This window comes from Bradyrhizobium sp. SZCCHNR1093, from assembly GCF_032381175.1.
GTDB lineage: Bacteria > Pseudomonadota > Alphaproteobacteria > Rhizobiales > Xanthobacteraceae > Bradyrhizobium.
On record NZ_JAUHJJ010000006.1, the window covers coordinates 34,326 to 58,674 of the forward strand.

Annotated in this window: 22 protein-coding genes; 6 read left to right on the forward strand and 16 right to left on the reverse strand. The window is 65.4% G+C overall.

Features of this window, described 5'->3' with window-relative positions:
• Nucleotides 1-87: 87 nt before the first annotated feature.
• Nucleotides 88-453 carry an RNA polymerase-binding protein DksA gene (gene dksA, locus QX070_RS20240; protein ID WP_170323279.1) on the reverse strand — a complete coding sequence of 122 codons (366 nt, stop codon included), beginning with the start codon at nt 451-453 and terminating at the stop codon, nt 88-90.
• Nucleotides 454-681: 228 nt separating this feature from the next.
• Complete coding sequence (locus QX070_RS20245) at nt 682-1,293, reverse strand: NAD(P)-dependent oxidoreductase (RefSeq protein WP_315738784.1); 612 nt, start codon at nt 1,291-1,293, stop codon at nt 682-684.
• 143 nt (nt 1,294-1,436) lie between these two features.
• Here QX070_RS20245 and QX070_RS20250 point away from each other — a divergent pair, with 143 nt between their 5' ends.
• Nucleotides 1,437-1,811 carry a helix-turn-helix domain-containing protein gene (locus QX070_RS20250; protein ID WP_315716006.1) on the forward strand — a complete coding sequence of 125 codons (375 nt, stop codon included), beginning with the start codon at nt 1,437-1,439 and terminating at the stop codon, nt 1,809-1,811.
• Between the two features lie 14 nt (nt 1,812-1,825).
• On the opposite strand, the gene QX070_RS20255 is transcribed toward QX070_RS20250, so the two are convergent.
• Nucleotides 1,826-2,239 carry a flagellar assembly protein FliX gene (locus QX070_RS20255; protein ID WP_315738785.1) on the reverse strand — a complete coding sequence of 138 codons (414 nt, stop codon included), beginning with the start codon at nt 2,237-2,239 and terminating at the stop codon, nt 1,826-1,828.
• A gap of 269 nt (nt 2,240-2,508) precedes the next feature.
• Here QX070_RS20255 and QX070_RS20260 point away from each other — a divergent pair, with 269 nt between their 5' ends.
• The 4 genes from QX070_RS20260 to QX070_RS20275 all read left to right on the forward strand — a co-directional run bounded on the left by QX070_RS20260 (nt 2,509) and on the right by QX070_RS20275 (nt 5,162).
• The gene (locus QX070_RS20260; protein WP_315738786.1) at nt 2,509-3,633 is read left to right on the forward strand and encodes a flagellar basal body P-ring protein FlgI; all 1,125 of its coding nucleotides are present in this window, start codon (nt 2,509-2,511) and stop codon (nt 3,631-3,633) included.
• Entirely contained in the window at nt 3,633-4,019 is a 387-nt protein-coding gene (gene flgJ, locus QX070_RS20265) for a flagellar assembly peptidoglycan hydrolase FlgJ (RefSeq protein WP_315738788.1), read from the forward strand. The genes QX070_RS20260 and flgJ overlap by 1 nt, the downstream gene beginning before the upstream one ends.
• 56 nt (nt 4,020-4,075) lie before the next feature.
• Nucleotides 4,076-4,561: a hypothetical protein gene (locus QX070_RS20270; protein ID WP_315738789.1), complete on the forward strand. Its 486-nt coding sequence runs from the start codon at nt 4,076-4,078 to the stop codon at nt 4,559-4,561.
• A gap of 214 nt (nt 4,562-4,775) precedes the next feature.
• On the forward strand, nt 4,776-5,162 hold the full coding sequence (locus QX070_RS20275) for a hypothetical protein (protein ID WP_315738790.1): 387 nt from the start codon (nt 4,776-4,778) through the stop codon (nt 5,160-5,162).
• 92 nt (nt 5,163-5,254) lie between these two features.
• Here the strand turns inward: QX070_RS20275 and QX070_RS20280 are convergent, their stop codons facing one another.
• From QX070_RS20280 to QX070_RS20295, 4 genes are all read right to left on the reverse strand, one after another.
• Nucleotides 5,255-5,623, reverse strand: coding sequence for a hypothetical protein (locus QX070_RS20280; protein WP_315738791.1), 369 nt, complete (start codon nt 5,621-5,623; stop codon nt 5,255-5,257).
• 32 nt (nt 5,624-5,655) lie between these two features.
• Entirely contained in the window at nt 5,656-6,021 is a 366-nt protein-coding gene (flaF, locus tag QX070_RS20285) for a flagellar biosynthesis regulator FlaF (protein ID WP_315738793.1), read from the reverse strand.
• A gap of 365 nt (nt 6,022-6,386) precedes the next feature.
• Entirely contained in the window at nt 6,387-7,958 is a 1,572-nt protein-coding gene (locus QX070_RS20290) for a flagellin (RefSeq protein ID WP_315738794.1), read from the reverse strand.
• 227 nt (nt 7,959-8,185) lie between these two features.
• Nucleotides 8,186-9,736 carry a flagellin gene (locus tag QX070_RS20295; RefSeq protein WP_315738795.1) on the reverse strand — a complete coding sequence of 517 codons (1,551 nt, stop codon included), beginning with the start codon at nt 9,734-9,736 and terminating at the stop codon, nt 8,186-8,188.
• Between the two features lie 387 nt (nt 9,737-10,123).
• Here QX070_RS20295 and flbT point away from each other — a divergent pair, with 387 nt between their 5' ends.
• Nucleotides 10,124-10,549, forward strand: a complete 426-nt coding sequence (gene flbT / locus QX070_RS20300) for a flagellar biosynthesis repressor FlbT (RefSeq protein ID WP_315715996.1) — start codon at nt 10,124-10,126, stop codon at nt 10,547-10,549.
• A 175-nt stretch (nt 10,550-10,724) separates the two neighbouring features.
• On the opposite strand, the gene QX070_RS20305 is transcribed toward flbT, so the two are convergent.
• The 9 genes from QX070_RS20305 to msrB all read right to left on the reverse strand — a co-directional run bounded on the left by QX070_RS20305 (nt 10,725) and on the right by msrB (nt 24,306).
• The gene (locus QX070_RS20305) at nt 10,725-12,275 is read right to left on the reverse strand and encodes a flagellin (protein ID WP_315738796.1); all 1,551 of its coding nucleotides are present in this window, start codon (nt 12,273-12,275) and stop codon (nt 10,725-10,727) included.
• A gap of 347 nt (nt 12,276-12,622) precedes the next feature.
• Nucleotides 12,623-14,059: an aspartate aminotransferase family protein gene (locus QX070_RS20310; RefSeq protein WP_315739126.1), complete on the reverse strand. Its 1,437-nt coding sequence runs from the start codon at nt 14,057-14,059 to the stop codon at nt 12,623-12,625.
• 68 nt (nt 14,060-14,127) lie between these two features.
• On the reverse strand, nt 14,128-15,318 hold the full coding sequence (locus tag QX070_RS20315) for a hypothetical protein (protein WP_315739127.1): 1,191 nt from the start codon (nt 15,316-15,318) through the stop codon (nt 14,128-14,130).
• Nucleotides 15,319-15,370: 52 nt separating this feature from the next.
• Complete coding sequence (locus QX070_RS20320; protein ID WP_315738798.1) at nt 15,371-16,999, reverse strand: hypothetical protein; 1,629 nt, start codon at nt 16,997-16,999, stop codon at nt 15,371-15,373.
• A gap of 11 nt (nt 17,000-17,010) precedes the next feature.
• The gene (locus tag QX070_RS20325; protein WP_315738799.1) at nt 17,011-17,817 is read right to left on the reverse strand and encodes a hypothetical protein; all 807 of its coding nucleotides are present in this window, start codon (nt 17,815-17,817) and stop codon (nt 17,011-17,013) included.
• Between the two features lie 92 nt (nt 17,818-17,909).
• Entirely contained in the window at nt 17,910-19,781 is a 1,872-nt protein-coding gene (locus tag QX070_RS20330; protein ID WP_315738800.1) for a flagellar protein, read from the reverse strand.
• Between the two features lie 15 nt (nt 19,782-19,796).
• The gene (flgK, locus tag QX070_RS20335; RefSeq protein WP_315738802.1) at nt 19,797-21,659 is read right to left on the reverse strand and encodes a flagellar hook-associated protein FlgK; all 1,863 of its coding nucleotides are present in this window, start codon (nt 21,657-21,659) and stop codon (nt 19,797-19,799) included.
• A 44-nt stretch (nt 21,660-21,703) separates the two neighbouring features.
• The gene (locus tag QX070_RS20340) at nt 21,704-23,506 is read right to left on the reverse strand and encodes a flagellar hook-basal body complex protein (protein WP_315738803.1); all 1,803 of its coding nucleotides are present in this window, start codon (nt 23,504-23,506) and stop codon (nt 21,704-21,706) included.
• Nucleotides 23,507-23,802: 296 nt separating this feature from the next.
• Complete coding sequence (gene msrB, locus QX070_RS20345; protein WP_315738804.1) at nt 23,803-24,306, reverse strand: peptide-methionine (R)-S-oxide reductase MsrB; 504 nt, start codon at nt 24,304-24,306, stop codon at nt 23,803-23,805.
• Nucleotides 24,307-24,349: the final 43 nt, after the last annotated feature.

A 24,349-nucleotide genomic window follows, 5' to 3' on the forward strand; every position in this document is an offset into this window, starting at 1 on the left:
ACAAGCACCGTCTCAGCCGTCAACAGATACTGCGGCCGCACCCGGCAGGCGGCCGCAATCCCCGCTCGTTCAGGTCAGTGTCGCGACCTACTCGTCGCGATAGACCTTTTCACGCTTCTCGTGGCGTTCCTGCGCCTCCACCGACAGCGTCGCAATGGGCCGGGCCTCGAGCCGCTTCAGCGAAATCGGCTCACCGGTCTCCTCGCAATAGCCGTAGGTGTTGTCCTCGATGCGCTGGAGCGCCGCGTCGATCTTGGAGATCAGCTTGCGCTGGCGGTCACGGGCGCGAAGCTCGATCGCCCGGTCGGTCTCCGACGACGCGCGGTCGGCGAGGTCCGGATGGTTCACGTTCTCCTCCTGCAGAGCCTGCAGGGTGAGCTTCGATTCGCGCAGGATCTCCTCCTTCCATGCCAGCAGCTTGGCGCGGAAATAGTCGCGCTGGCGTTCGTTCATGAAAGGCTCTTTTTCGGAAGGTTTGTAGTTCTTCAACTTTTCCAAGGTCAGCCCATCTGTACGTGCTGGCGCCGGTCTCGGCACCGGCGGACGGAATACGCCCGTTCGCGGCCGCGTTATATAGCGGCCTCATGTGACAGACAATATTTCCATCGGCACGGGCGCCCCGCCGTTCGGGCCGTTGCACAGGCAAATTCGGCCGCAGCCGGCGGGACGCCGTGGACGGCCTCAATAACCGACCGTGAAACGGGCCCGCCGGTGCGCCGGACGCTCGATTTCGTCGGCCATCGCGACCGCGAAGTCCTCGAAGGTGATGAAACTCTTGCCGTCGGCATCGACCAGCAACTGGTCCGTTCCGAGCCGGAACTTGGCCGTCCGGGCACCGAAATCGATCATCGCCGAGGGCGACAGGAAGGTCCAGTCGAGCTCCTTCTCCTGGCGCAGACGATCGAGGAACGCGGCGCCCTTCTCCGCTTCGGCCTTGTAGGCGGCCGGAAAGCCGGGCGTCGTCACCAGCCGCACACCCGGCGCGACCTCGAGCGAGCCGGCGCCGCCGACCACGAGGTAACGCGATACGCCCGAGTCCTTGGCCGCCCCGATCAGGGTCTCGACATCGCTGGCCGAGAAATGGATCGCGCTGATCGCGACGTCATGGCCGGCCCAGAGCTTTGCCAGCGCGGCGCGGTCGTTGGCATCGCCCCGCACCGCCTTGACGTTGGCGTGACCGGCGATCTTCTCCGGGTTGCGGGCGATGCCGGTGACCTGGTGGCCGCGGCTGGCCAGCTCGGCGGTAATGCGGGACCCGGCACGGCCGGACGCGCCGGCGACGGCGATCTTCATGGGAAGCTCCTATGTTCGAGATCACGAGGTCGGATCCGAGATCTGGACGAAGCCGCCTCGGTATCCGATAGTGACTAGATAGCGGAACGAATGCTGGTGTTAAGAGCGCACTTTAAGATCACCTGGTCACGCCGGAGTAACCGATGAGAGCCGCGAACGTCTATTCGGCCGACTGCCCAACGCGACAGATCCTCGATCGCGTCGGCGACAAATGGGCCGTGCTGATCCTGATCCTGCTGCGCAACGAACCCTTGCGCTTCAATCAGTTGCGGCGGTCGATCGAAGGGATTTCGCAGAAGATGCTGTCCCAGGTGCTGAAGAGCCTGGAGCGCGACGGCCTGGTGCGGCGGCGCGCGATCGCGACCGTCCCGGTCACCGTCGAATATTCGATCACGCCGCTCGGGCTGACGCTCGCCGCCGCGGTCGATCCGCTGCGCGACTGGGCCGAGCGTCATCTCAAGGAAGTCACCGCCGCGCAGCGGCGCTACGACGCGCAACAGCCGTCGAAGGCGGCTTGAACGCGCGAAGCGTCTCAGCTCCGCCCGGCCTTGGCGAGCTCGACCTCGACGCGCAGCTCGATCTCGGAGAGGATCGCATCCAGTCCCGGGTCGCCCGAGGTCTGCTTCAGGTCGGCCGCGGCATCGCGCAGCCGCAGCGCCATCGCGGTGTCGAGCTTGCCGGACAGCAGCGTCAGCTTGAGATCATCGAGCACGTCGAGCGCGCGCTTGCCGCGCTGGACCGAGCGCTTGCGGCGCTCCGCCGGCTCCTCCTCGATACCCTGCAGCGCCAGCAGCGCATCGATGTTCGCGGTCTGCTTGGGCGCGAGCGTCGCGCGCGTGTCCTGCGTGGTGCCGACGTCAGGCAGCTTGAAGCCGCTGGACGAGGTCTTCCGCGTGGAGCTGGTCGACGAGCCCAGGGTCGTGCCGTTCGGTCCGTAGATGCGCATCGATGGCTCCCGCAAGCTTCGCGTGTCGAGCGGGAGATTGGCTCCGCCGTGGTTAACGGTGCGTAAACGGCCCGGCAAATTCTGCCGGGGCGGCAGCTTCGTTCCCCCGGAGTCCCCCTGGACCGCGGCAAAGCTTCGAGTCGATTTCACACTCTTTCAATGAGTTAGCCCGGAGCATCGCCGTGGCACGACGCTCGCATAGTTAACGTCGATCATGCGGTCATGGGAGTGGCCGAGTGATCGCTTGAAGAGTTCGAGGGGAGCATAGGATGCGACGCGTCCGAACCACGCGCCTGTTTCAGGTCGCCTGCGCCGCCGTGCTGGCGCTGGCATCTACCGTCATGTCTGCGAACGCGACCTCGCGGATCAAGGATCTCGCCAATATCGAGGGCGTGCGCCAGAACCAGTTGATCGGCTATGGCCTCGTGGTCGGCCTCAACGGCACCGGCGACACGCTGAACAACATCCCCTTCACCAAGCAGTCGCTGCAGGCGATGCTCGAGCGCATGGGCGTCAACATCCGCGGCGCCACCATCCGCACCGGCAACGTCGCCGCTGTCATGGTCACTGGCAACCTGCCGCCATTCGCGACGCAAGGCACGCGCATGGACGTCACGGTGTCCGCGCTCGGCGACGCCAAGAACCTGCAGGGCGGCACCCTGCTCGTCACCCCCCTGCTCGGCGCCGACGGCAACGTCTATGCGGTGGCGCAGGGCTCGCTCGCGATCTCCGGCTTCCAGGCCGAGGGCGAGGCCGCCAAGATCGTGCGCGGCGTGCCGACGGTCGGCCGCATCGCCAATGGCGCCATCATCGAGCGCGAGATCGAGTTCGCCCTGAACCGGCTGCCGAACGTGCGGCTCGCCCTGCGCAACGCCGACTTCACCACCGCAAAGCGCATCGCCGCCGCCATCAACGATTTCCTCGGCGTCAAGACCGCCGAGCCGATCGACCCTTCGACGGTGCAGCTCAGCGTTCCCGCCGAGTTCAAGGGCAACGTCGTCGCCTTCCTGACCGAGATCGAGCAGTTGCAGGTCGATCCTGATCTCGCCGCCAAGATCGTCATCGACGAGCGCTCCGGCATCATCGTGATGGGCCGCGACGTGCGCGTGGCGACCGTCGCCGTGGCGCAAGGCAACCTCACCGTCACGATCTCCGAAAGTCCGCAGGTCAGCCAGCCCAATCCACTGTCGCGCGGCCGCACCGTGGTCACACCGCGCACCAGCGTCGGTGTCACCGAGGAAGGCAAGAAGTTCGCGGTCGTCAAGGACGGTGTGTCCTTGCAGCAGCTGGTCGACGGCCTCAACGGCCTCGGCATCGGTCCCCGCGACCTGATCAGCATCCTGCAGGCCATCAAGGCGGCGGGTGCGATCGAAGCCGACATCGAGGTGATGTGATGGCGACGTCCTTCATCGACTCCTATCATGGCCGCGTCGCTCTCAACATGCCGACGGCCGCGGCCGTCACCGCGCCGCGCACCGATCTCGATCTCGCCGAGGCCCTGACGAAGGTCTCGCCCAAGGCGCAGGCCAGGGCCAAGGCGACGGCGACCGACTTCGAAGCAATGTTCCTCAACAGCATGTTTTCGCAGATGACCAGCGGCGTGAAGGGCGAAGGGCCGTTCGGCGACACGCCCGGCACCGGCGTCTGGCGCTCGATGCTGACGGAGCAATATTCCAAGAACTTCGCCAAGGCCGGCGGCGTCGGCATCTCCAACGACGTCTTCCGCACTCTCATCCTGCAACAGGCCGGCAGCAGCACCGGCGCCAACGGCAAAGCGTAGATGTTCGCGTGACAAGCGCGTGGGCGGCAAACGCTCACGCCGAAGGGAGTTATGAAATGACCGCACAGGGCCAAGCGAAGAAGACGACCTACGCCGCCGCCACCAGCGCCGCAGAGGCACGCGCGCTCGCCGACGAGATGGTGAGCGTCATGAGCGAGCTGATCGCGGTCATCGAGCAGGAGACCGAGCTAGTTCGCGCCGGCAAGCTGCGCGAAGGCATGGCGTTCGGCCCGAAGAAGACCGAGCTGTCCCGCCACTACGTCACGACCGTGGGCCGCCTCAAGGCGAGCCAGGAGTTCATGAAGCAGACCGCGCCGGAGCTGCTCGCCACCCTGCACCGTCACCACGACACCTTCCGCGCCCTGCTGCAGGTGAACCTGACCGTGCTGGCGACTGCGCACGCGATCTCGGAAAAGATCGTGCGCGGCGTCAATGCCGAGGTTCAGCGCAAGAACATCCCCAGCACGTATACCGCCGGCGGCCGCCGCGCCGCCCCGGGCGCACGGCACCTCACCCCGCTCGCCGTCAGCCGGACGCTCTGAGCCTCACCACCGGCACCCCCCACTGCATTGCAGCGCCGCGCCGCCTCGAGGGCTGCGCGGCCGTCGCCGTTTTAACGCTCGGATAAGCTTAAAAGGCCCTGGCGAATCACAACGCGCCGTTCATCCTATTTCCTAACATAACGTTGATTGGTCATCGGCATAGTTGCAAGCGGGATGGGTTGGGAATTGACTCGATGGCCATGAGGAGGCTGCCATGAGTTCCGATTTCAGCGTAAGAGCGGTAGGGACGCCAGCGTCCGTTCCGATAATTCCGCCGTCGAGCCAGGCGGTGGTGAGCGCTGTTCCAACGGACCTTCCTCCCAGCCAGACCGTGACCGCGGCCGAGCCTGGCGCCTCCGTGCGCAACGACGTCCCGGTCAACGTCGCGAACGATCTGTCGGTGTCGCGGCAGGCCTATTACGATCGCGCCGCTGCCGCCCTGGTGTTCCAGGTGGTCAACCGCAAGACCGATCAGGTCGTGACCCAATATCCGGATGAGGCCGTGCTGCGCCGCCGGGCCTACTTCAACACGCTCGACCTTCAGAAGGATATGCAGAAGGCGGACGTGCCGCGCGTCGTGGCGACCGATCGCACCGCCTGAGCCCCCACGGGGCCTACCGCTTCATTCCGCCGCCGCCTGCACGCCGCCCCACCGGGCGGCGTTGCCGTATCGAGCGGCGCAGCTTTGGCGGATCAACTGCTCCGGGTCGCGTAGGCGGTGTCGAGATAGGTCTGGCCCGAGGCGGCGTCGGTGACCACGTTCTTGATCTGGGCCTTGCCGTTGCCGGTCAGCGTGAACTTCGTATCGCCGATCCCCAACGCATTATCCCTGATCAGCACGTCCTGATACTTGTTCACGCCCTCGCCCTGGTAGCGAACCTTGGCGTGAAAGCCCTTTACGTTGGAGACCGAGACCGTGAACGACTTCCCGTTGGCATATTTTCCGCTCCAGCCGCCCTGATAGAGCGTCGGATCGACGGCCACGTATTTGCTGTTGCTTCGCGCCGCACTGAGCAGGTTCGACTTGTAGGACGCAGACAGGATGCTGGTGATATCGGTCATGACGACGCGCCACCCGCCCCTGTCCCCGACGGTCAGCTCCGCCCGGACAATCCCGCGGCGATGTGGCAGTTGATGTCGATCAGCGACTTGAGCTTCGCCGGATCCGGATCCATCTGCATCTCGATCGTCTGCTTCATCACGAACACGCCGATGTTGGCGATGTTCTGGCGGATGTCGAGCGGATTCGGATTGTCGTCCGCCTCCATCGCGCTCATGAAGATCGTCCACAAGCGACGATTGAAGAGCAGAGCCTTGTACATGTTGCGATCAGGGCCGCTCCAATTGGCCTGGACTTCCTGCAGCTGCCGTGCCGCTTTCAACAGAGCCTGAGCTTCGATCTCCCGTGGTGATGCCGTCGTCTGCGACGTGCGGGCATAGGCTTGAGCGGCATATGACATCAACTACTCCGGACTGACGCAGGGACACGACCAAACTGCTCAGGTTTTGTACTTTGCGTGCCTTTAAAATATGGTTAGCGGCCGTTAGCGGAATTCGTTTCGTAGCGTCACGGAGCACCGCAAATCGCCTTGTTTGGTGCACCTCTTAATTTCTTGCGAACGCGATGATTCAAAATGTCCGGACGAGGATCGTACGTTGTTCATCACGCCTCGGCGGCGCGAACTACACGAACAACGGCGCCTTCACGCAGCTCACCCACCGACATCGAACGGAGACCCGCGCTGCCACGCACGGCATAGCCAAAAGCAGAAGCGGCGGGCATGGCCCGCCGCTTCGATGAGATATCATTCCAGCGCGTTCGCGCTCAGCGCAGAAGCTGCAGCACGCTCGCCTGCGACTGATTGGCCAGCGCTAGCGCCGAGACCGCGATCGACTGGCGGGTCGACAGCGCCTGGCTGTTGGCCGCCTCCTCGTTGGTGTCGGCCAAGGTCAGGTTCGACGAGCCGGTCTGCAGCACGTTGATCAGGTTCTTGTTGAAGTCCTGACGGATCTGCACGATCGAGAGGTTCGAACCGAGCGACGACGCTTCAGAGCGGATCGCAGTCGATGCACTGTTCAAGGTCGTGAGCACCTTGTTGGCCGAGTTGCTGTCGAGGAAGTCGCTTCCGACCACCAGCGCCGATAGGCCGAGACCGGTGCTGTTGAAGGTCACGCCGGTGATGTTCAGCGTGGACCGTCCGGTCTCGTTGAACACCAACTTGAGCGTGTCGCCGTTGAGCAGGTTGATGCCGTTGAACGAGGCGTCCTGCGCCGTGGTGTTGATCTGCGCCAGGACGTTGTTGTACTGCGCGATCAGGCCGGCACGCGTCGTCTGGGAGTTGGTGTCGGCCACCGGGGTCGATGCCGTCACGCCGTTAAAGGCCATGCTGGCCGCGGTCGAAGAGCCGGCGACCGCGCCGATCGTCGACGATGCCGCTTCGTTGGTGGTGAGGATCGTAAGCTGACCCGTCGTGCTCAGGCTGGCCTGCAGGTTGTTGGTCGCGAGAGCCGTATTGAGCTGTGCCAGCGTCGAGATCTGCGAAGCACCTGTGCCGAACGTTATGTTCGTTGCGACGCCGCCCCCTGTCGAGGCAATTGTCAGCGTCTGTCCTGTCAAGGCTGGCGGATTTCGTGTGGTCGTGCCGGCGGTCAATCCGAGCTTGGCCAGGGCCGTGCCCGATACTGTCAGATCCTGCGCCGTGCCTGTCGCCAGCTGGATCTTGCCCGCTGCCACCGTGGACGGCGTTGCGGTGGCTCCGGTCACCGAATCGATGGCAGCCAGGAGGTTGCTGACGGTGTCGCCGACGCCGATGTTGGTACCGGCCGAGACCGAGCCGGCCACGAAGGTGAACACGACACCGTTGACCACGAGCGTATCGCCGGTGGTGACGCTGCTCGCCAGGTCGTTCGAGGTCGAGCTCGCCGTACCCGACAGCCTGGTGGATCCGGTGATCGCAACGGCCGAGCTGAGGTTGTCGTTGTTGACCGCGCTGCCGGTCACGAAATTGTTCGAGGAGCTGCCGAGCAGGTTGTTCGCCGTCGCCCCTGAGATGACCGCGGAGGTCACGCTCGACTTGGTGGTGTACCCCGTCGGGGCCTGGAGGACCTGGCTTGCGATCGACTTGGCGCTATCGACGAGCTTCTGAAGCGAGGTGAGACCGGTATTCGCAGCCTGGAGAACCTGGACACCGTTGCCGATGCTGTCGAGCAGATTCGCAATGTCGCTCGCGCGGTTGTTGAGCGATTGCGAGGTGAAGAATTCGGTGGGGTTATCGAGCGCCGTGTTGACCTTGTTGCCGGTGGCCAGGTTGTTTTGAGTCGTGGCCAGCAGCGATGCGGTGTTTTGCAGCGCCAGCAGGTTTTGGCGAACCGAAGCCGAGAGAACGATACCGGACATATGTGTGAAACCTTCCTAGTTATTCACCAGGAGGTTCTAGTCCAGCCACTTTTAAAACATGGTTAATGGCGCTTTAAATTTCTTGCTTAACGACTGGTTGCGATCCTGGGCTCCACTCGCGTCCGGTTCCGTGCCAGTATTGATACGGGCCGGACGGCCAAACCAGGCGAAAAAAAGCGGCGGGGTTTCCCCCGCCGCGTTGGTTGTCGAGATGCGATGCCTGCGGATCAGCGCAGCAGCTGCAGCACGCTCGCCTGCGACTGGTTGGCGAGCGACAGCGCGGACACCGCGATCGACTGGCGGGTCGACAGCGCCTGGCTGTTGGCCGCTTCCTCGTTGGTGTCGGCCAGCGTCAGGTTCGACGAGCCGGTCTGCAGCACGTTGATCAGGTTCTTGTTGAAGTCCTGACGGATCTGCACCACCGACAAGTTCGAACCCAGCGTGGAGGCTTCCGACCGCAGCGTCGAGCTCGCCGAGTTCAACAGGGTGATCACCTTGTTCGCCGAGTTGTTGTCGAGGAAGTCGGTGCCCGAGGTGAGGGTCGACAGACCAAGACCGCCGGTATTGAAGGTCACGCCGGTGATCGACAGCGTCGACTTGCCGTTCTCGTTGAAGGTCAGCTTCAGCGTATCGCCGTTCAGCAGGTTGACACCGTTGAACGACGCGTCGGCCGCGGTCGTGTTGATCTGCGCCAGCACGTTGTTGTACTGAGAGACCAGGCTCGCGCGCTGCGTCTGCGCGGTCGCGTCCGCCACCGGAGCCGCCGCCGTCAGACCGTTGAAGGCCTGGCTGGCCGCAGCCGACGTACCACCGATCGCGCCGATCGTGGCCGAAGCCGCGTCGTTGGTCGTGGTGATCGAGATCTTGCCGGTGGACGAGTCGACCGTGGCCTGCAGGTTGTTGGCTGCGAGCTTGGCGTTGAGATCGTTCAGCGACTTGACCTGTCCTGTCCCTAGACCGAACGTGATGCTGGTCGCCGTGCCACCTCCTGTGGCGCCGACCGTCAAGGTCTGACCTGACAAGCCGTCGCCGACAGCAGTCAGCCCGAGCTTGCCCAAGGTGCCGGTGCTGCCCGAGAGCGTCAATCCCGCCGCCGGCGGCGTCAAGGTGATCGCACCCGCGGTGATCGACGCGGTGACGCCGGTCTGGGTCTGGATCGCCGACAGCAGGTTGCTGACGCTGTCGCCGATGCCGATGTTGGTGCCGGACGAGGACGTGCCGGTGACGAAGGTGAAGGTGGTGCCGTTGACGACCAGCGTCTCACCGGAGGTGATGCCGGTGGCGAGGTTGTTCGACGCGGTGCCCGCCGTGCCCGACAGCTTGGTCGAGCCGGTGATCGCCACCGCGCTCGAGGTATTGTCGTTGTTCACGACCGAGCCGGTCACAGCTGTCGAGCTGGAGCCGAGCAGGTCGGTGGCGGTCGCGCCGGTCAGAGCCGCCGAGGTGACGCTGGACTTGGTGGAATAGCCCACGGAGCTCTGCAGCACCTGGTTGGCGATCGACTTGGCGCTGTCGACGAGCTTCTGCAACGAGGTGATGCCGGTGTTGGCGGCCTGCAGCACCTGCACGCCATTGCCGATGCCGTCGAGCAGATTGGAGATGTCGGAAGCGCGGTTGTCGAGACCCTGGGCGGTGAAGAAGTTGGTCGGATTGTCGAGCGCCGAGTTGACCTTCTTGCCCGTGGAGAGATTGTTCTGGGTGGTGGCGAGGAGCTGAGCCGTCGACTGAAGCGAGAGCAGATTCTGACGCACCGACGCCGAGAGAACAATACCTGACATTTTCATACCCTTCTGGTGTGAAACAAACTGCCCGATCCATTCAGGATCAAGGCGAAGCCCGTCGGTGACTGCACCACCGGGCGACGGGCGTTAAGGTAAATGCGAGCGGCTAACAAACAGTGAAGTCACGACCGCTCGCGGTCCCCGATGCGCGGCATCGGCACGGCCGCGCATCGGCGATTCGCCGCGGATCACCTTGAAAACACCGCATATTCGCCGGGCGTGCGCGGCCGTTTACCGTCCGTTAACCATGATCGGAAAGGATTGCTGCGCGCCGACCGATCGAGCGCGCAGACTCCCCGCGCGATCTAGACTGGCAGCTGGACCGGTCATCGGCCTCGACGCAGCAGGTTCGGCGCCACGCCGATGCGGCAACGGAGAATGAGAATGGCCCTGAAAGTCGAACTGAAGCCGCATGAGCGCATCATCATCGGCTCCTGCGTGATCACCAACACCGACCAGCGCGCGCGTCTCCTGATCGACGGCGAGAACATTCCGATCCTGCGCGAGAAGGACATCCTGACGCCGGAGACGGCCGACACGCCGGCCAAGCTCGTCTATCTTGCGGTCCAGCTGATGTACATCTCGCCGGGGGCAGACGCGGATCACGGCACCTATTTCAACCTGCTGCGCGACATCATCACGACGGTGCCGAGCGCCTGGCCGATCATCGAGGCGATCAACGGCCATATCCTCAACGGCGATCTCTACCAGGCGCTGAAGGAAGCCAAGAAGCTCGTCGCCTATGAGAAGAAGCTGATCGAGCAGGCTGAAGCCGAACAGCAGGACAAGCCGGTGAGCTCGGCGGCCTGAGCTTTCGCCTCCTCACCCGACATCGAAGGCCCGGCTCGCCGGTCGCGAGGCCGGGCCTTTCGATTTTTTGCGCGATCGCCAAGCTACGCCGCAGCAATGTCGGACCTTATCCTCCGATAAAAAGGCGGCGGGGTTTCCCCCGCCGCCCTGGTCGTCGAGATGCGATGCTTGCGGATCAGCGCAGCAGCTGCAGCACGCTCGCCTGCGACTGGTTGGCGAGCGACAGCGCGGACACCGCGATCGACTGGCGGGTCGACAGCGCCTGGCTGTTGGCCGCTTCCTCGTTGGTGTCGGCCAGCGTCAGGTTCGACGAGCCGGTCTGCAGCACGTTGATCAGGTTCTTGTTGAAGTCCTGACGAACCTGCACGACCGAGAGGTTCGAACCCAGCGTCGAGGCCTCGTTGCGCAGCGTGGAGCTCGCGGTGGTGAGCACGCCGATGACCTTGTTCGCCGAGCTGTTGTCGAGGAAGTCGGTGCCCGAGGTCAACGTCGAGAGGCCGAGGCCCGCCGAGTTGAACGTGACACCAGTGATCGACAGCGTCGACTTGCCGTTCTCGTTGAAGGTCAGCTTCAGCGTGTCGCCGTTCAGCAGGTTGACGCCGTTGAACGACGCATCGCTCGCGGTCGTGTTGATCTGCGCCAGCACGTTGTTGTACTGCGAGACCAGGCTCGCGCGCTGCGTCTGCGCGGTCGCGTCCGCCACCGGAGCCGCCGCCGTCAGGCCGTTGAAGGCCTGGCTGGCCGCAGCCGACGTACCACCGATCGCGCCGATCGTGGCCGAAGCCGCGTCGTTGGTCGTGGTGATCGAGATCTTGCCGGTGGACGAGTCGACCGTGGCCTGCAGGTTGTTGGCTGCGAGCTTGGCGTTGAGATCGTTCAGCGACTTGACCTGTCCTGTCCCTAGACCGAACGTGATGCTGGTCGCCGTGCCACCTCCTGTGGCGCCGACCGTCAAGGTCTGACCTGACAAGCCGTCGCCGACAGCAGTCAGCCCGAGCTTGCCCAAGGTGCCGGTGCTGCCCGAGAGCGTCAATCCCGCCGCCGGCGGCGTCAAGGTGATCGCACCCGCGGTGATCGACGCGGTGACGCCGGTCTGGGTCTGGATCGCCGACAGCAGGTTGCTGACGCTGTCGCCGATGCCGATGTTGGTGCCGGACGAGGACGTGCCGGTGACGAAGGTGAAGGTGGTGCCGTTGACGACCAGCGTCTCACCGGAGGTGATGCCGGTGGCGAGGTTGTTCGACGCGGTGCCCGCCGTGCCCGACAGCTTGGTCGAGCCGGTGATCGCCACCGCGCTCGAGGTATTGTCGTTGTTCACGACCGAGCCGGTCACAGCCGTCGAGCTGGAGCCGAGCAGGTCGGTGGCGGTCGCGCCGGTCAGAGCCGCCGAGGTCACGCTCGACTTGGTGGAGTAACCCACCGCGCTCTGCAGAACCTGGTTGGCGATCGACTTGGCGCTGTCGACGAGCTTCTGCAGCGAGGTGATGCCGGTATTGGCGGCCTGCAGCACCTGCACGCCGTTGCCGATGCCGTCGAGCAGATTGGAGATGTCGGAAGCGCGGTTGTCGAGACCCTGGGCGGTGAAGAAGTTGGTCGGATTGTCGAGCGCCGAGTTGACCTTCTTGCCCGTGGAGAGATTGTTCTGGGTGGTCGCGAGGAGCTGAGCCGTCGACTGAAGCGAGAGCAGATTCTGACGCACCGACGCCGAGAGAACGATACCTGACATTTTCATACCCTTCTGGTGTGAAATAAACCCCGATCCCTTCGAGATCAGGGTGCAGCCCAGGTCGATTTGAACGACCCCGGACGACGGGCGTCACGGTGAATGGCAGTGGCTAACAAACGCTGAAGGGTTGTGGTGCGCAGCCGCCTCAATCAGCGGAACAGGCGCATCGGCGCGGCTCATTGCCGCGTCATCGCGCAAGAACGCCCTTTGAAAAGGCTCGTTGATTCAACAAACGCGCCCGTCGTTCACAACGCGTCAACCACCTTTGGAAAGGTTTCGACACGCGCGGCGACATTCTGCCGGCGGTCGTCATCGACCAGCGGACGACGCCGAGATGCGGTTTGCGCTCAGAGCGCCAGCGGCGGCGCATCGACCTCGATCAACGGCGTGAGACCGGCCGCGCGCTGGCGGCCGAACATGAGGACCGCCGCAATCAGCCGGTCGATGTCGCTCGTCCCGGTGCGATGATTGACGATCGCGGCACGGATCGCCAGCCGTCCGTCGAGCATCGTGGTCGACGGCGCGGCGAGGCCGGATTCGTGGATATCGGCGACGATCTCGCCGTTGAGCGCATCGGCATCGTCGGCACGATAGCGGAAGCAGACGATGTTGAGATTGACCGGCGCCAGCAGCTCGAGCTCGGGCTCGGCGCGCACCCGCGCCTCCAGATGGCGCGCGAGCTCGCAGCTTCGCGCGATCACGGCGCCGAGCGCGTCCGTGCCGAACGTCCTCAGCGTGAACCAGGTCTTCAGCGCCCGGAAGCCGCGCGACAGATCAGGACCGAGATCGCAGGGCCACTCGGTGCCCGCCGCGAGACCACGGGTTTCCCGGCGCAGATAGGCGGCCGGCGAGGCGAAGGCGTCGCGATGCTTGGTGCCATCGCGCACCAGCAGGAAGCCCGCATCATAGGGCACCTGCCCCCATTTGTGAAAATCCAGCGCAATCGAATCCGCCTGCTCGATGCCGGCGAGCTTCGGTGCGAGCTCCGCTGACAGCATCGCGAGCGCACCGAAGGCGCCGTCGACGTGAAACCAGAGCCCCTCGGCACGGCAGAGCTCGGCAATATCGGCGAGGCCGTCGATGGCGCCGATATCGACGGTGCCCGCCGAGGCGACGACGAGAAACGGATGCAGTCCCGCGGCGCGATCGCGCGCGATCGCGGTCCGCAGCTCGCCGACGTCGACGCGATGTGCGGCATCCACCGCGATGCAGCCGAGCGCGTCGCTGCCCAGTCCGCAAATGTCCATCGCCTTGGCGATGCAGCCATGCGCGGCCCTCGAGGTGTAGGCGCGCAAGCGCCGGCCGTCGTCACCGAGGCCCAGCGTGCGAACCGACGCGCCGAGCGCGGAGCGGCGCGCCACCAGCACCGCCATCAGGTTCGCCATCGACGTGCCGGTGACGAAGATGCCGCTCGCGCTTGCCGGAAAGCCGAACAACTGGCGCATCCAGTCGACGACCTGCCGCTCGATCTCGATCGGCGCGTGGTCGCGGCCGCCGAGATTGGCGTTCAGTCCGGCAGCCAGCATCTCGGCGAGCATGCCGACCACGGTGCCGCCGCCATGGACCCAGCCCATGAAGCCGGGATGCACGTTGCCGGTCGCGTAGGGAACGACGAGCTCGCCGAAATCCCGATAGACCTCGGCGAGATCCGTCGGCGCATGCGGCAGCGCGCTGCGAAAGCTCTGCCGCGTCGCAGGCGACATCGGCTGCCATACCGGCCGGTCGCGGATATCAGCGACATAGTCGATCATGTCATCGAGCATGCGATGACCGAGCGCGCGCATCTCGTCCCAATGTTGCGGATCGAGCGTCTCCGCCGTCCGCGATGCAGGATCGATGCGCAGCCCGGCGGTCACGCCGCCTGCTCCGCCCGCGACGCGGCGCGCTTGTCGATCATGGCCGCGAAGGCCGCGAAGATCTTCTGCATCTGCGGCGGCTTGTAGGGGAAGACCTCCGGCGAATCCATGTTGTGGACGACGGCCGTGTTGTCGGCCTCGAACACCAGCAGCGCGCCGTCCCTGGTCTCGGCGCAGTCGATGATGAAATAATCGAGGCCGACGCGCGCGGCGATCGCATCGAGCACGCTGCGGTGACGGCGGCCGAAGCCGATATCGAAGGTCTGCATGAAGGTCGCCTCTTCGAGGCGCTTGCTCTCGCTGCCGGCCATGTTGGCGTTGAGGTACCAGATGTCCCAGCGCCGCGCGATCGCCATGTGGCAGGCGTAGGCCGTGCCGTCGACGAACACGATGCGGTACTTGCGGAACTGGCCGTCCTCGCTGGCATAGTCGACGAAGCGCGAGACGAAGAATTCCTGCTCGTCGCGCTCGTCGAGATAGAGCGACAGCTCGAGCGGCTCATCGATCTTCTCGAGGCCGACGCCGGCATGCGAGCCGCGCGGCCGGACAATGACCGGGAAGGCGAGCGAGTGGTCGACGTCCGTGATCCATTCGCGCTCGTCGGCGATCTCGATCAGACGCTCGCGGTCGACGGGGATGGTCGCCGGAATGGTGAGCCCGTCGATGCCGGCCAGCAGCGCATGCAGCTTGTCGCGATCGAGATGCCAGATCCGCTCCGGCGGATTCAGCAGCGGACGCGGCCAGCGCGCCGCGACGGCATCGATCTCGCGCAGCGCGTGCTGACAATCCTCGGAATCGGAGGCGATGACGATGGCGACGTCATGAGCGGGCAAAGGCGCCAGCAGGTCCGCGCCCGGAACGACATAGAGCAGCAGCAGCTCGATGTCGCTGTCCTCGAGCAGGAACTCGATCGGCGTGTTGCTGCCCATGTCGGTGGCCGCAGCGAGCGCGAGCACGCGCAGCCGCGGCGTCGCACTGTTGCTGGCAACGCGGTAGAGCTGCTGCGACTGCAGAACGTCGTACTGGATCGCGAGCCCGGACGATTTCTCGCCGATGAGCTGCGCGATCAGCGCGAGATCGAGCCCCTCGCCCGGCTGCGCGCGGCCGTCGAGCAGCTTGGCGAGCAAGGCGGCCCACATCGGTTTCAGGTCCTGGCCGTCGAAGGCGGCCTTGGCGAGCTTGGCCATGCCGATCCGGTCGGCATATCCTGCGCCGCTGGCCTCGGCCAGCGCGAGCAAATCAGTCGGCATTGCAGATGTCCCTGAGATCCTGGCTGCTCAGATCCGATACGAGCAGCTCTGTTTTGGCGACGATGTCGGCGACGCGGTCGATGTCGGAATCGAGATTGACCCGGGCGGCGGTGACGTCAGCGCACCACGCGTCCGTCACCTGGCGCGCGCCGATGCACAGCCGCAGCGCGGCCGTCGGCGCCTCGCGCGCGCGTTCGATCCGCACCGGCTGGCCGATCAGGCACTGGCGCGCGGCAACCTCGGCCGCGCGTCCAGTGAAGCGGCTGCCGAGGTCGCGCTGCAGCGCGCGATACACCGCCTGCGTCTCACCGAGGCCGAGCGGTCCGCCATCGCGCTGGAGCGCGAACGGGAAGATGGTGGGAAAGCCGAATTCGCCATCGCTCCCATCCTGCGCGGGGGCGCGGGTGGTGATCGGACACAGCACCGGCGACAGCATCAGCAGGCTTTCGATCGACTCGCCGAGCTGCCGGATCGCCATCCGGCGAAACGTCTCGGGCACGGCGTGATACGCCGCGATCTCCGCCAGCGCGGCTTCCCAGCGCAGCCATTGGCCGATATTGGCGCGCGGCGCCGTGCGCGCGCGCAGATCCGTCCAGGCGAGCGGCCAATCGCTGCGATTGACGTAGTCGAACAGGCCGGGCGCGATCGGATGCCCGCCGCGCAGCGCAGCCGCTGCGGCCGCGGGCACCAGCAGCGCGCCGCTGAAGGCGGGGCCGCCGAAGAACTTCGAGCCCGTGACGAGCACCAGATGGCCGCGCTCGAGATGATCGCGCAGCCGCGCCGCGCCGAGCCGCATCTGGCAGGCATCGACGACGACCTGGACGCGCCCCGGCCAGCGCCGCGCCACCTCGTCCAGGCAGGCCATGTCCGGCGCGCGCCAGCCGAGCTTGGAGGAATCCATGACCTGCAGCAAGACGCTACGGCCGTTCCGCACCAGCGCCTCGACGCTGTCGAGCACCTCGGCGTCGATATCAGCGCGCGGCTGCATCGATGCGCCGTCGAGCAGCGGCAGCGACACGGCGTCGCCCGAAAGCCCGTCGATCGGAGTGTTCATTCGCACCGTCAGGCCGTTGGCCGTCCGCGTGCTGAAATGGTGTCCCCGGGCGCTCGTGGCGGTGCCGCTGCCGGTCTGGTCGCCGCCGACGACGATGCTCGTGACAGCCTCACCCAGCACCGCCCGCACCAGTGCCAGCGCATGCAGTTGCGAGTCGGTGCCGGACGGCGAGAACACGATGTCGACCTCGTCGGCAAGGCCGAGATATCCACGCAATTCGCAGCGCATCTCCTCGGTGCGCCGGTCGAGCGCCGCGTCGAGGCCGAGCGAGATCGCCCCATGCATCAGTTGCTCGCGCGCCAGCTCGACACGCGCATAGGCGCGTTCCGAAATCGGCGAGGCCGTGCTCGATGCGAAGCACAGCACATCGGGTTCGGGCGACGGCCCGCAGCCATAGACGTTGCGGCCCCAGGGGCGATCGAGCGCCAGGCGGATGTCGCCGCCGTCGATCAGGAGATCGCCGAGCAAGGCAAACAGATCACGCAGTCCGGTCGCGGCGCCCTGCTCGCGCCGGTCGATCGGGGATGGCTGAGAGATGTGCGACCGGGTTGCCGCCGGGGTCATCGCGCGGATCATCAGGCTGCGTCGGCCGCGGCAGCGGTGGGAACCGCCACCGCCGACGCGAATTGCGAGGCGACATTGCCGTGGAACACGGACGGACCAACATGATCGAGCCGGCTGTCGAGATCGGCCCAGATCTCACCGCCGAGATCGGTCCATCGCCTGCAAAACGCAAAATCCTCGCTGAGATAGGTGCCCGTTTCAGGATCGATCATGCATTCGAACAGCGCGAAGCGGTTCGGGCAGCCGGCCAGCGCGTCCTGCGAATGCTCGCGGAAGAACTGCAGCGGCGCGTAGGCCGGGTGCGCGATCATTGCCTCGACGACGCGGCGGCGGATCATCAGGAAGCCGGTGCCGGCATAGCGCACGCGGGTGAAGCCGTTGACCACCGCGACGTGATCCGGATTGTCGATCTCCAGCACGTAATCGAGCGACGCCGCCGGCACGTCCATCCGGTTGTCGTTGATGGCGCGGCGCGCCTTGTTCCAGTTGACCTTCTTGACCGGATAGACACCGGCGACCATGTCGCCGCCGGACTCGATCAGCCGGAACACCTGCCTTGGCGTGAAGCCGATATCCGCATCGACGAACAACAGATGCGTGGCCGAGGGATCATTGAGGAACAGGGTGACCAGATTCGCCCTCGCCCGGGTGATCAGCGCATCACCGTCGCGCATGTGGACGGTCAGGTCGACGTTCGAGGTGGCGCGCAACTCGCGCTGCAGGGCGAAGATCGAGCTCGCATAGATGCTCGACACCTGGCCGCCGAAGCATGGTGTCGCGATCACCAGGTGAATGCGCTCGTCGGTTCCGTCACTCACGTCCGCCTCCAGACAAAGAGGCTCTCGCCCCAGATCTGAACAAAAGCTAAAGAGACGTGGTTAACGAAAACCTAACCGCCGCCCCAGGGGCGCTACAGATATTTCACCAGCGTGAGCTGGGCCAGCATCGCCGTCGTCTGGTAGGACGCCTGGAGGTTGGTCTGCAGCTGCAGGATCTGGCTCGCCACCTCCTGCTGCGAGATGCCCTCGGTCTGGTCGACCATGCTCTGCATCGCGGCCTTGGCCTGGGTCTGACGCGCCGTGGCGTCTTTCATCGTGGTCTGGGCGTTGGCGAAATCGGTCTGGATGTCCGAGATCGACTGCTGACCGAGCTGCGGCGTCAGGTTGGCGGCGATGCGCTGGCTGAGCGCGCCGATCTGCTGCGGCGCATTCGCTCCCGCCGGCGGCGTGTTGACGGCGGCGTAGACCGCGGTCTGCTGCACGAGGTTGCGGATCGCGAACTCGTTGCCCTGGGCGCCGAACTGAATGCTCTGCGCGGTGTCGATCCGGATGGTCGCGCTCGACCGCGCCGAGCCGGGACCGCTGTTGCCCGTGTACCAGGCGACGGTGTTGGCCGACCCGTTGACGAGGCTGGTCGCCGACCCCAGCGGCGAGCCGGAGACACGCAACGGCGGCGTCGCCGCCGTCACTGTGCCGGAGAAGCCCAGCGCCGCGAACGCACCCGCGTTCGAGCTCGACACCGAGAAGCTGGCGGCGTCGTCGGTGCGCAAGGTGATCACGCCGCCGCTGACCGTCGACGGCTTCGACGTGCCACTGAGCGTGTCGATCTTCGACAGCAGCGTCTGCACGCTGTCGCCGACGTTGATCTGGTTGTTGCCGTTGGCGCCGGAGGCGACGAAGGTCAGCGTCTGCCCGTTGACGGTGATGGTATCGCCGGCGGTGAAATTGGTCGCGAGGGAGTCGCTATTTGCCGGGCCCGACAGCAGCGTCGCCCCGGTGATCGGCGCGGGCGTCGTAGCCTTGTTGTTGACGGCCGTTCCCGACACGGAGCTCGCCGTGTTGAAGAAGTTGTCGCCGGCGACGATTGCCGAGGCGGCGGTCAGCGAGGTGTTGGCCAGGGTCGACAGCGCCGTGTTGAGCGCCGCGTTGAGATTGGCGGAGGTGGCCGCCGGCGTCGCACCGATGGCGAACGTATTGGTCGGCGCCGGCGTCGTGGTCGACGCCGTCAGCTTGATCGATTCCGAGGTGCCGTCGGGCAGCTTGAAGGTGAAGCTGATCTGGTCGCCCGCATTCGGATTGCCCGCCGTGAGGTCGACCGAAATGCCCGCAGGCGAGCCGGACGGTCCGGTCACCGTGGCGTTGGTGAGCGACGAAGTCACGCCGCTCAGCTTGAAACCGAACGGCGAGCCGGCGACGTCCTCCGCCAGCGTGATCGGCATCGTGGCCGACGCCGAAAGGTTGAGACGCCCGAGACCGTTGAGCCCGAGATCGGCCTGCTGCCGCTCGGCGATGACCTGCTTCAGGCCGGCCTGCGTCGTGGTGCCGTTCAGGATGTCGTCGGCCGACGCGATCGCCGGCCGGTCGGTGGCGCTGCCGGAGAAGATGTAGCGATCGCCGACCTGGGTGTTGAGGATGCCGGTGATGGCCGACAGGTTGGACAGCGCCGTCAACTGTCCCGTGGTCTGGCCCGTGCTGGTCAGGTTCTGCGGCGTCGCCGAGGCGCCGCTCTGGACCTGGTCATGAATCTTGGACAGCGACTGCAGCGAGGTATTGACCGCGCCGATCACGGTATTGACGTGGGTCATCGTCAGCGTGAAGGCCGAGATGTTCGAGAGCTGCGCTCGCGCCGCGATCGCGAACCCCTCGTCGGGCCCCATGCCGGCGTAGTTGTTCGCCTTGACGCCGCTCGAGAGCTGCGTGGAAAGGTCCGCGAGCTGGTTCGAGATGTTCCGCACGGACAGGCCGAGCAGGGAATTTCCGTAATTGACACTGCTGATCGACATCTTACACGCGCCTCACTAAAATGCCTGGAGCAGGCTCTGCATCATGCTTTGCACGACCGACATGATATGGGCGTTGGCCGCATAGGTGTTCTGGACCTGGATCAGGTTGGACATCTCGCTGTCCATGTTGACCCCCGCCGTGCTCTGGAACTTCTCCTTCAGCGTGCTGACCACGACGCTCTGGCCCTGGCTGAGCTGGGTCGCCAGCGTCGAGGCACTGCCCTGCTGGCTGACGAACTGCTGCAGATAGCCGGACACCGTGCCCTGGAACGGCTGCGCCGCCGAGCCAAGGCCGGTGGTTGGCGAGTAGCTGAAGGTCGCCGAGGTCAGCTGCGCGAACAGGAAGTCCGGCCGCGTCGGGTCGCCGGCCGCGGTCTGCGGCGAGGTCGAATAGGTCGACAGCTTGGTCGGATCGTTCAGCAGCGCCGGATTGACGTTGAGCCGCCCGGCGAGACCCGTCATCTGCGAGCCGGTCGAGGTGATCGCACCGGTGTAGAGCGCGCCGCCGTCGGTGAAGACCGGCAGTTGCGCGTTGCCGCTGGCGAGCGTCTGCACCGTGGTGGTGGCCGAGGCCGCCTTGACCGTCGCCTGGCTTGTGCCGTCATCGGTGATGCGCAGCGTGGTGCCGGATGGATTGGCAAACTGCAGATGCGCGCCACCGAGCGCGCTGTTGAGCTGCGACACCACCGAGGCCATGCCGAGCGAGAAGTCGACGCCGACATAGGACGGGTTGGCACCGGTGGCATTCCGCAGCGGCAGCGCCGCTGGATCGTTGACGTTGACGATCTTGACCTGGCGCTGGACGTTGCTCGAATCCGTGTAGGTCAGATTGATGGTATTGCCCGCCAGCAGCCCGGTGGTCGAGACGTCGAAGCCGGCCGGCGGACCGGTCACCGCGGTGCCCGCCGTGGTCTTGTCGGACAGCGCCGAGGCCATCGTCGCCGCGAGCTGGTCGACCTGGGTCTGCGCCTGCACCAGGGTCTGGTCGCGCAGCTTGAGATCGGCCGCGATCTGCCCCGAGTTCAGGAGATTGTTCGACACGACGTCGAGCGATACGCCATTCGACAGCTTGATGTTGAGCTGCCCGACGCCGGTCTTGGTCGGATCGCTGCTGTAGAGCGAGGTGGCGTCGAGCGTCCCCGGCGACGAGAAGGTGAACTCCGAGCTGAGGCCTGCGCCGACCAGCTGGATGCCGGAATTGGTGAACACGCTCGTGCCGTTGGTCGCATCCGAGACGACACGGATGTCGACGTATTTGGACAGCGTGTCGATGGCGTTGTCACGCTGGTCCTGCAACGTCGCCGACAGCGGGTCGGATGGGCTGAGCCCCTGCAGCTGCATGTTCAGCGTCGCGATCTGCTTGATCGCGGCATTCGCCTGCGTGACCGAATTGCCGATGTCCTGCTCCACATTGGTGCGCAGGGTCTGGATGCCCTTGGTGGTCGCGTTGAGCTGCAGCGCCACGCCCTGCGCCGCCGACAGCGCCACCGACTGCGCCGACTGGTTGCTCGGATTGTTCGACAGCGACTGCAGCGCCGTCGTGAAATTGTTCAGCGCCGTCTCGAGCGTGCCGCTGCCGCCGGGCGTACCGTACACGGTTTGCAGCTGACCCAGGATGTTGGCCATCTGATTGGCATAGGTCCCGCCCGAGGTCTCGGTGCGGAGCTGGTTCTGGACGAACAAATCGAGCTGACGGTTGACGCCCGTCGTCGTCACCGTCGAGCCGAAGCCGCCGCTGGCGACCTCGATCTGGTTCGGGTTCTGCGCGACATAGCCGGGCGTGTTCGCGTTGGCGACGTTCGAGGAGATGATCGAGAGCGCGGCCTGCGTCGAACGCAGGCCGGACATCGCGGTGGCGAGGGCAGAACTCAAACCCATGTTCGGTAGCCTTGTGTCAATTCAACTGCCACGTCTCAGCGCGATCAGCGCAGCACGTTCAGAAGATCCTGCACCATCGAATTGGCCGTCGTGATCACCTTGGTGTTGGCCGAATAGGCCTGCTGGGTCACGATCAGCTTGGTGAACTCGTCGGCGATGTCGGTGTTGGAGCCTTCCAGCGAGCCGCCCGAGATCTTGCCGGTCGCGCCGATGATGGCCTGGCCGGACTGGTCGGTCGCCTCATAGGCGCCGCCGTCGAGCGCCTTCAGGTAGTTGGTGCCGTTGAAGTGCGACAGCGTGACCTGCGCCAGGTTGATGGTCTGGCCGTTGGAGAAGGTGCCGGTGACGACGCCGCTGTTGTTGACGGCGACCGACTGCAGCTGGCCGGCGGCGAAGCCGTTCTGATTGATCTGGTTGATGGTCGCCGAGCCGATCGTGCTCGCATATTGTGTCAGCGCGCCCGAGGAGATGTTGAGGCTGACGGTGCCGAGCGTGGTGCCGTCGACCACGACGTTGGGAATGGAGATGTTGGAGGTCGTCGGCGACACCAGCGAGCCGTCGGAGGCGAACACGAAATTGGTGCCGACGTTCTGCCACGCCACCGTCGAGCCGGTCGCGTTCGAGTCGGTCTGGTAGAACAGGTTCCAGGTGTCCTTGTGGCCCGTGCCGAGCGTCGAGCTGTCGACCTTGCCCCAGCGCAGCTGCACGTTCACCGGCGTGCCCGACGAGTTGTAGGCCGTGACCGCGCCGCCCGAGATCGTCTCGTTGTTGAAGTTGGTGAGATCGTTGCCGATCACGATGCCGGTGCCGGGACTCGACGTGCGCGTCAGCGCCACGGGTGACGTGAGGCCGAGCGCGGTGAAACCTGGGGAGGCACTGCTCAAGTTCCAGTCCTCGCCGCTGCCGGAATGCAGCGTGATCTTGCCGGCGGTGATGGTCGGCTGCACGCCGGTGACGGTCGCGATCTTCGCCAACAGCGTGCCGACGGAGTCGCCGACATTGATCTGGGTACCCGAGGCGCCGGAGGCGACGAAGGTGAAGGTGACGACGTCGCCGGCGCTGCCGGTCAGGGTGATGGTGTCGCCGGCGGTGAAGTTGCTCGAGATCGAGTCGCCGCTGGCTCCGCTCAACAATGTCGAGGTCGTGATCTGCGCCGGGACCTTGTTCATGGCGGTGGCGCCGGTCACGGTGGAGTCGGCATAGAAGTTGGTGCCGACCGGCAGCGGCACGTTGGAGAGATCGGCCGAGTTGAGGCCGCCGGCCGCGACCAGCGTGCCGGTCGCAGCATTGCCGCTCGCTGCGGTCTTCGGCTGCGTCGGCAGGTTGGCGGCGTACTGGATCGCGGTGGTCGCCTGCGCCGGCACGAAGTTGTTGGCGAACTGCAGCACGGTCGGCACGTTGCCGGTGGCGTTGCCGGTCTTCGGATCGACCGCGACGCCCATCAGGTAATAGCCGGCGCCGTTGATCAGGTTGCCGTTGGCGTTGAGCTGGAAGTCGCCGCGGCGGGTGTAGTTGGTGACGCCGGTGAAGACCGGCACGTTGTCGACGACCGAGGAGGCCTTCTGCACGTTGAAGAAGCCGTCGCCGTTGATCGCCATGTTGGTGGCGACGGAGGACGTCGAGACGGTGCCCTGGGTGGTGATGGTGGCCTTGGCGAAGGCGGTGACGCCGCCGGCATTCTGGCGCGTGGGGTTGGTGGCGTTCGGGATGAGGTCTTCGAAGCTGGTGCCGATGCCCTTGTAGCCGACGGTCGACGCGTTCGCGATGTTACCGGAAATGTTCTGCAGCGCGAATGATTGAGCGGACAGACCGCTCACCGAAGTGTTCATCGCGTCGAAGATACCCATACCAATCTCTCCACTGTGATGCCGGTGGCGGGTCGGCCCGCACCGCGTTTCGTGGAGAGCTGTCGCAATCGCTGTGCCAGATGTGAAAATGCTGTTAAATCAGCAGGTTGGAAAATAGCAACGTAAAAAGAGCGGCGTCAAAACTGGTGAACAATTGCCGAGCCGGCAGTTCTTGCCGGGCCGGACGCGCCAAATCGCGCTCCGGCTCGACCGCTCGTCGCGGCTGCCGGCGCGTCCTGAAGACCCCCATCTGAGCCTTGAACGGACGGGCCGGACAATCCGGGCGCAAATTCCTGTCAGGTCGACGACGGATTTGCCGGGTGGAACGCGAGCGACAGCCCGTCCATGCAGTAGCGCAGGCCGGTCGGCTTGGGGCCGTCGTCGAACACGTGGCCGAGATGGCCGCCGCAGCGGCGGCAATGCACCTCGGTGCGGACCATGCCGTAGGTCTTGTCCTGGCGCGTCGCCACGGCATTGTCGAGCGGCTTGAAGAAGCTCGGCCAGCCGGTGCCGCTGTCGAACTTGGTGTCGGAGGAGAACAGCGGCAGGTCGCAGCCGGCGCAGGCGAAGGTGCCCTTGCGATGCTCCTTCAGCAGCGGGCTGGTCCAGGGCCGCTCGGTGCCCTCCTCGCGCAGGATCTCGTATTGCTGCGGCGTCAATTGCGCGCGCCACTCGGCCTCGGTCTTCTCGATCTCGAACTTCTCGGCGGCGCGGGCCGGCGCGGAACCGCCGAGCCAGCGCAGGGCAGCGAAGCCGAACAGGCCGGCGGCGGTGGTGAACATCAGACGGCGGTCGATCATGGACGTCTCCGTGCGGCGATGGGTTACCGGATCTACGGATGGG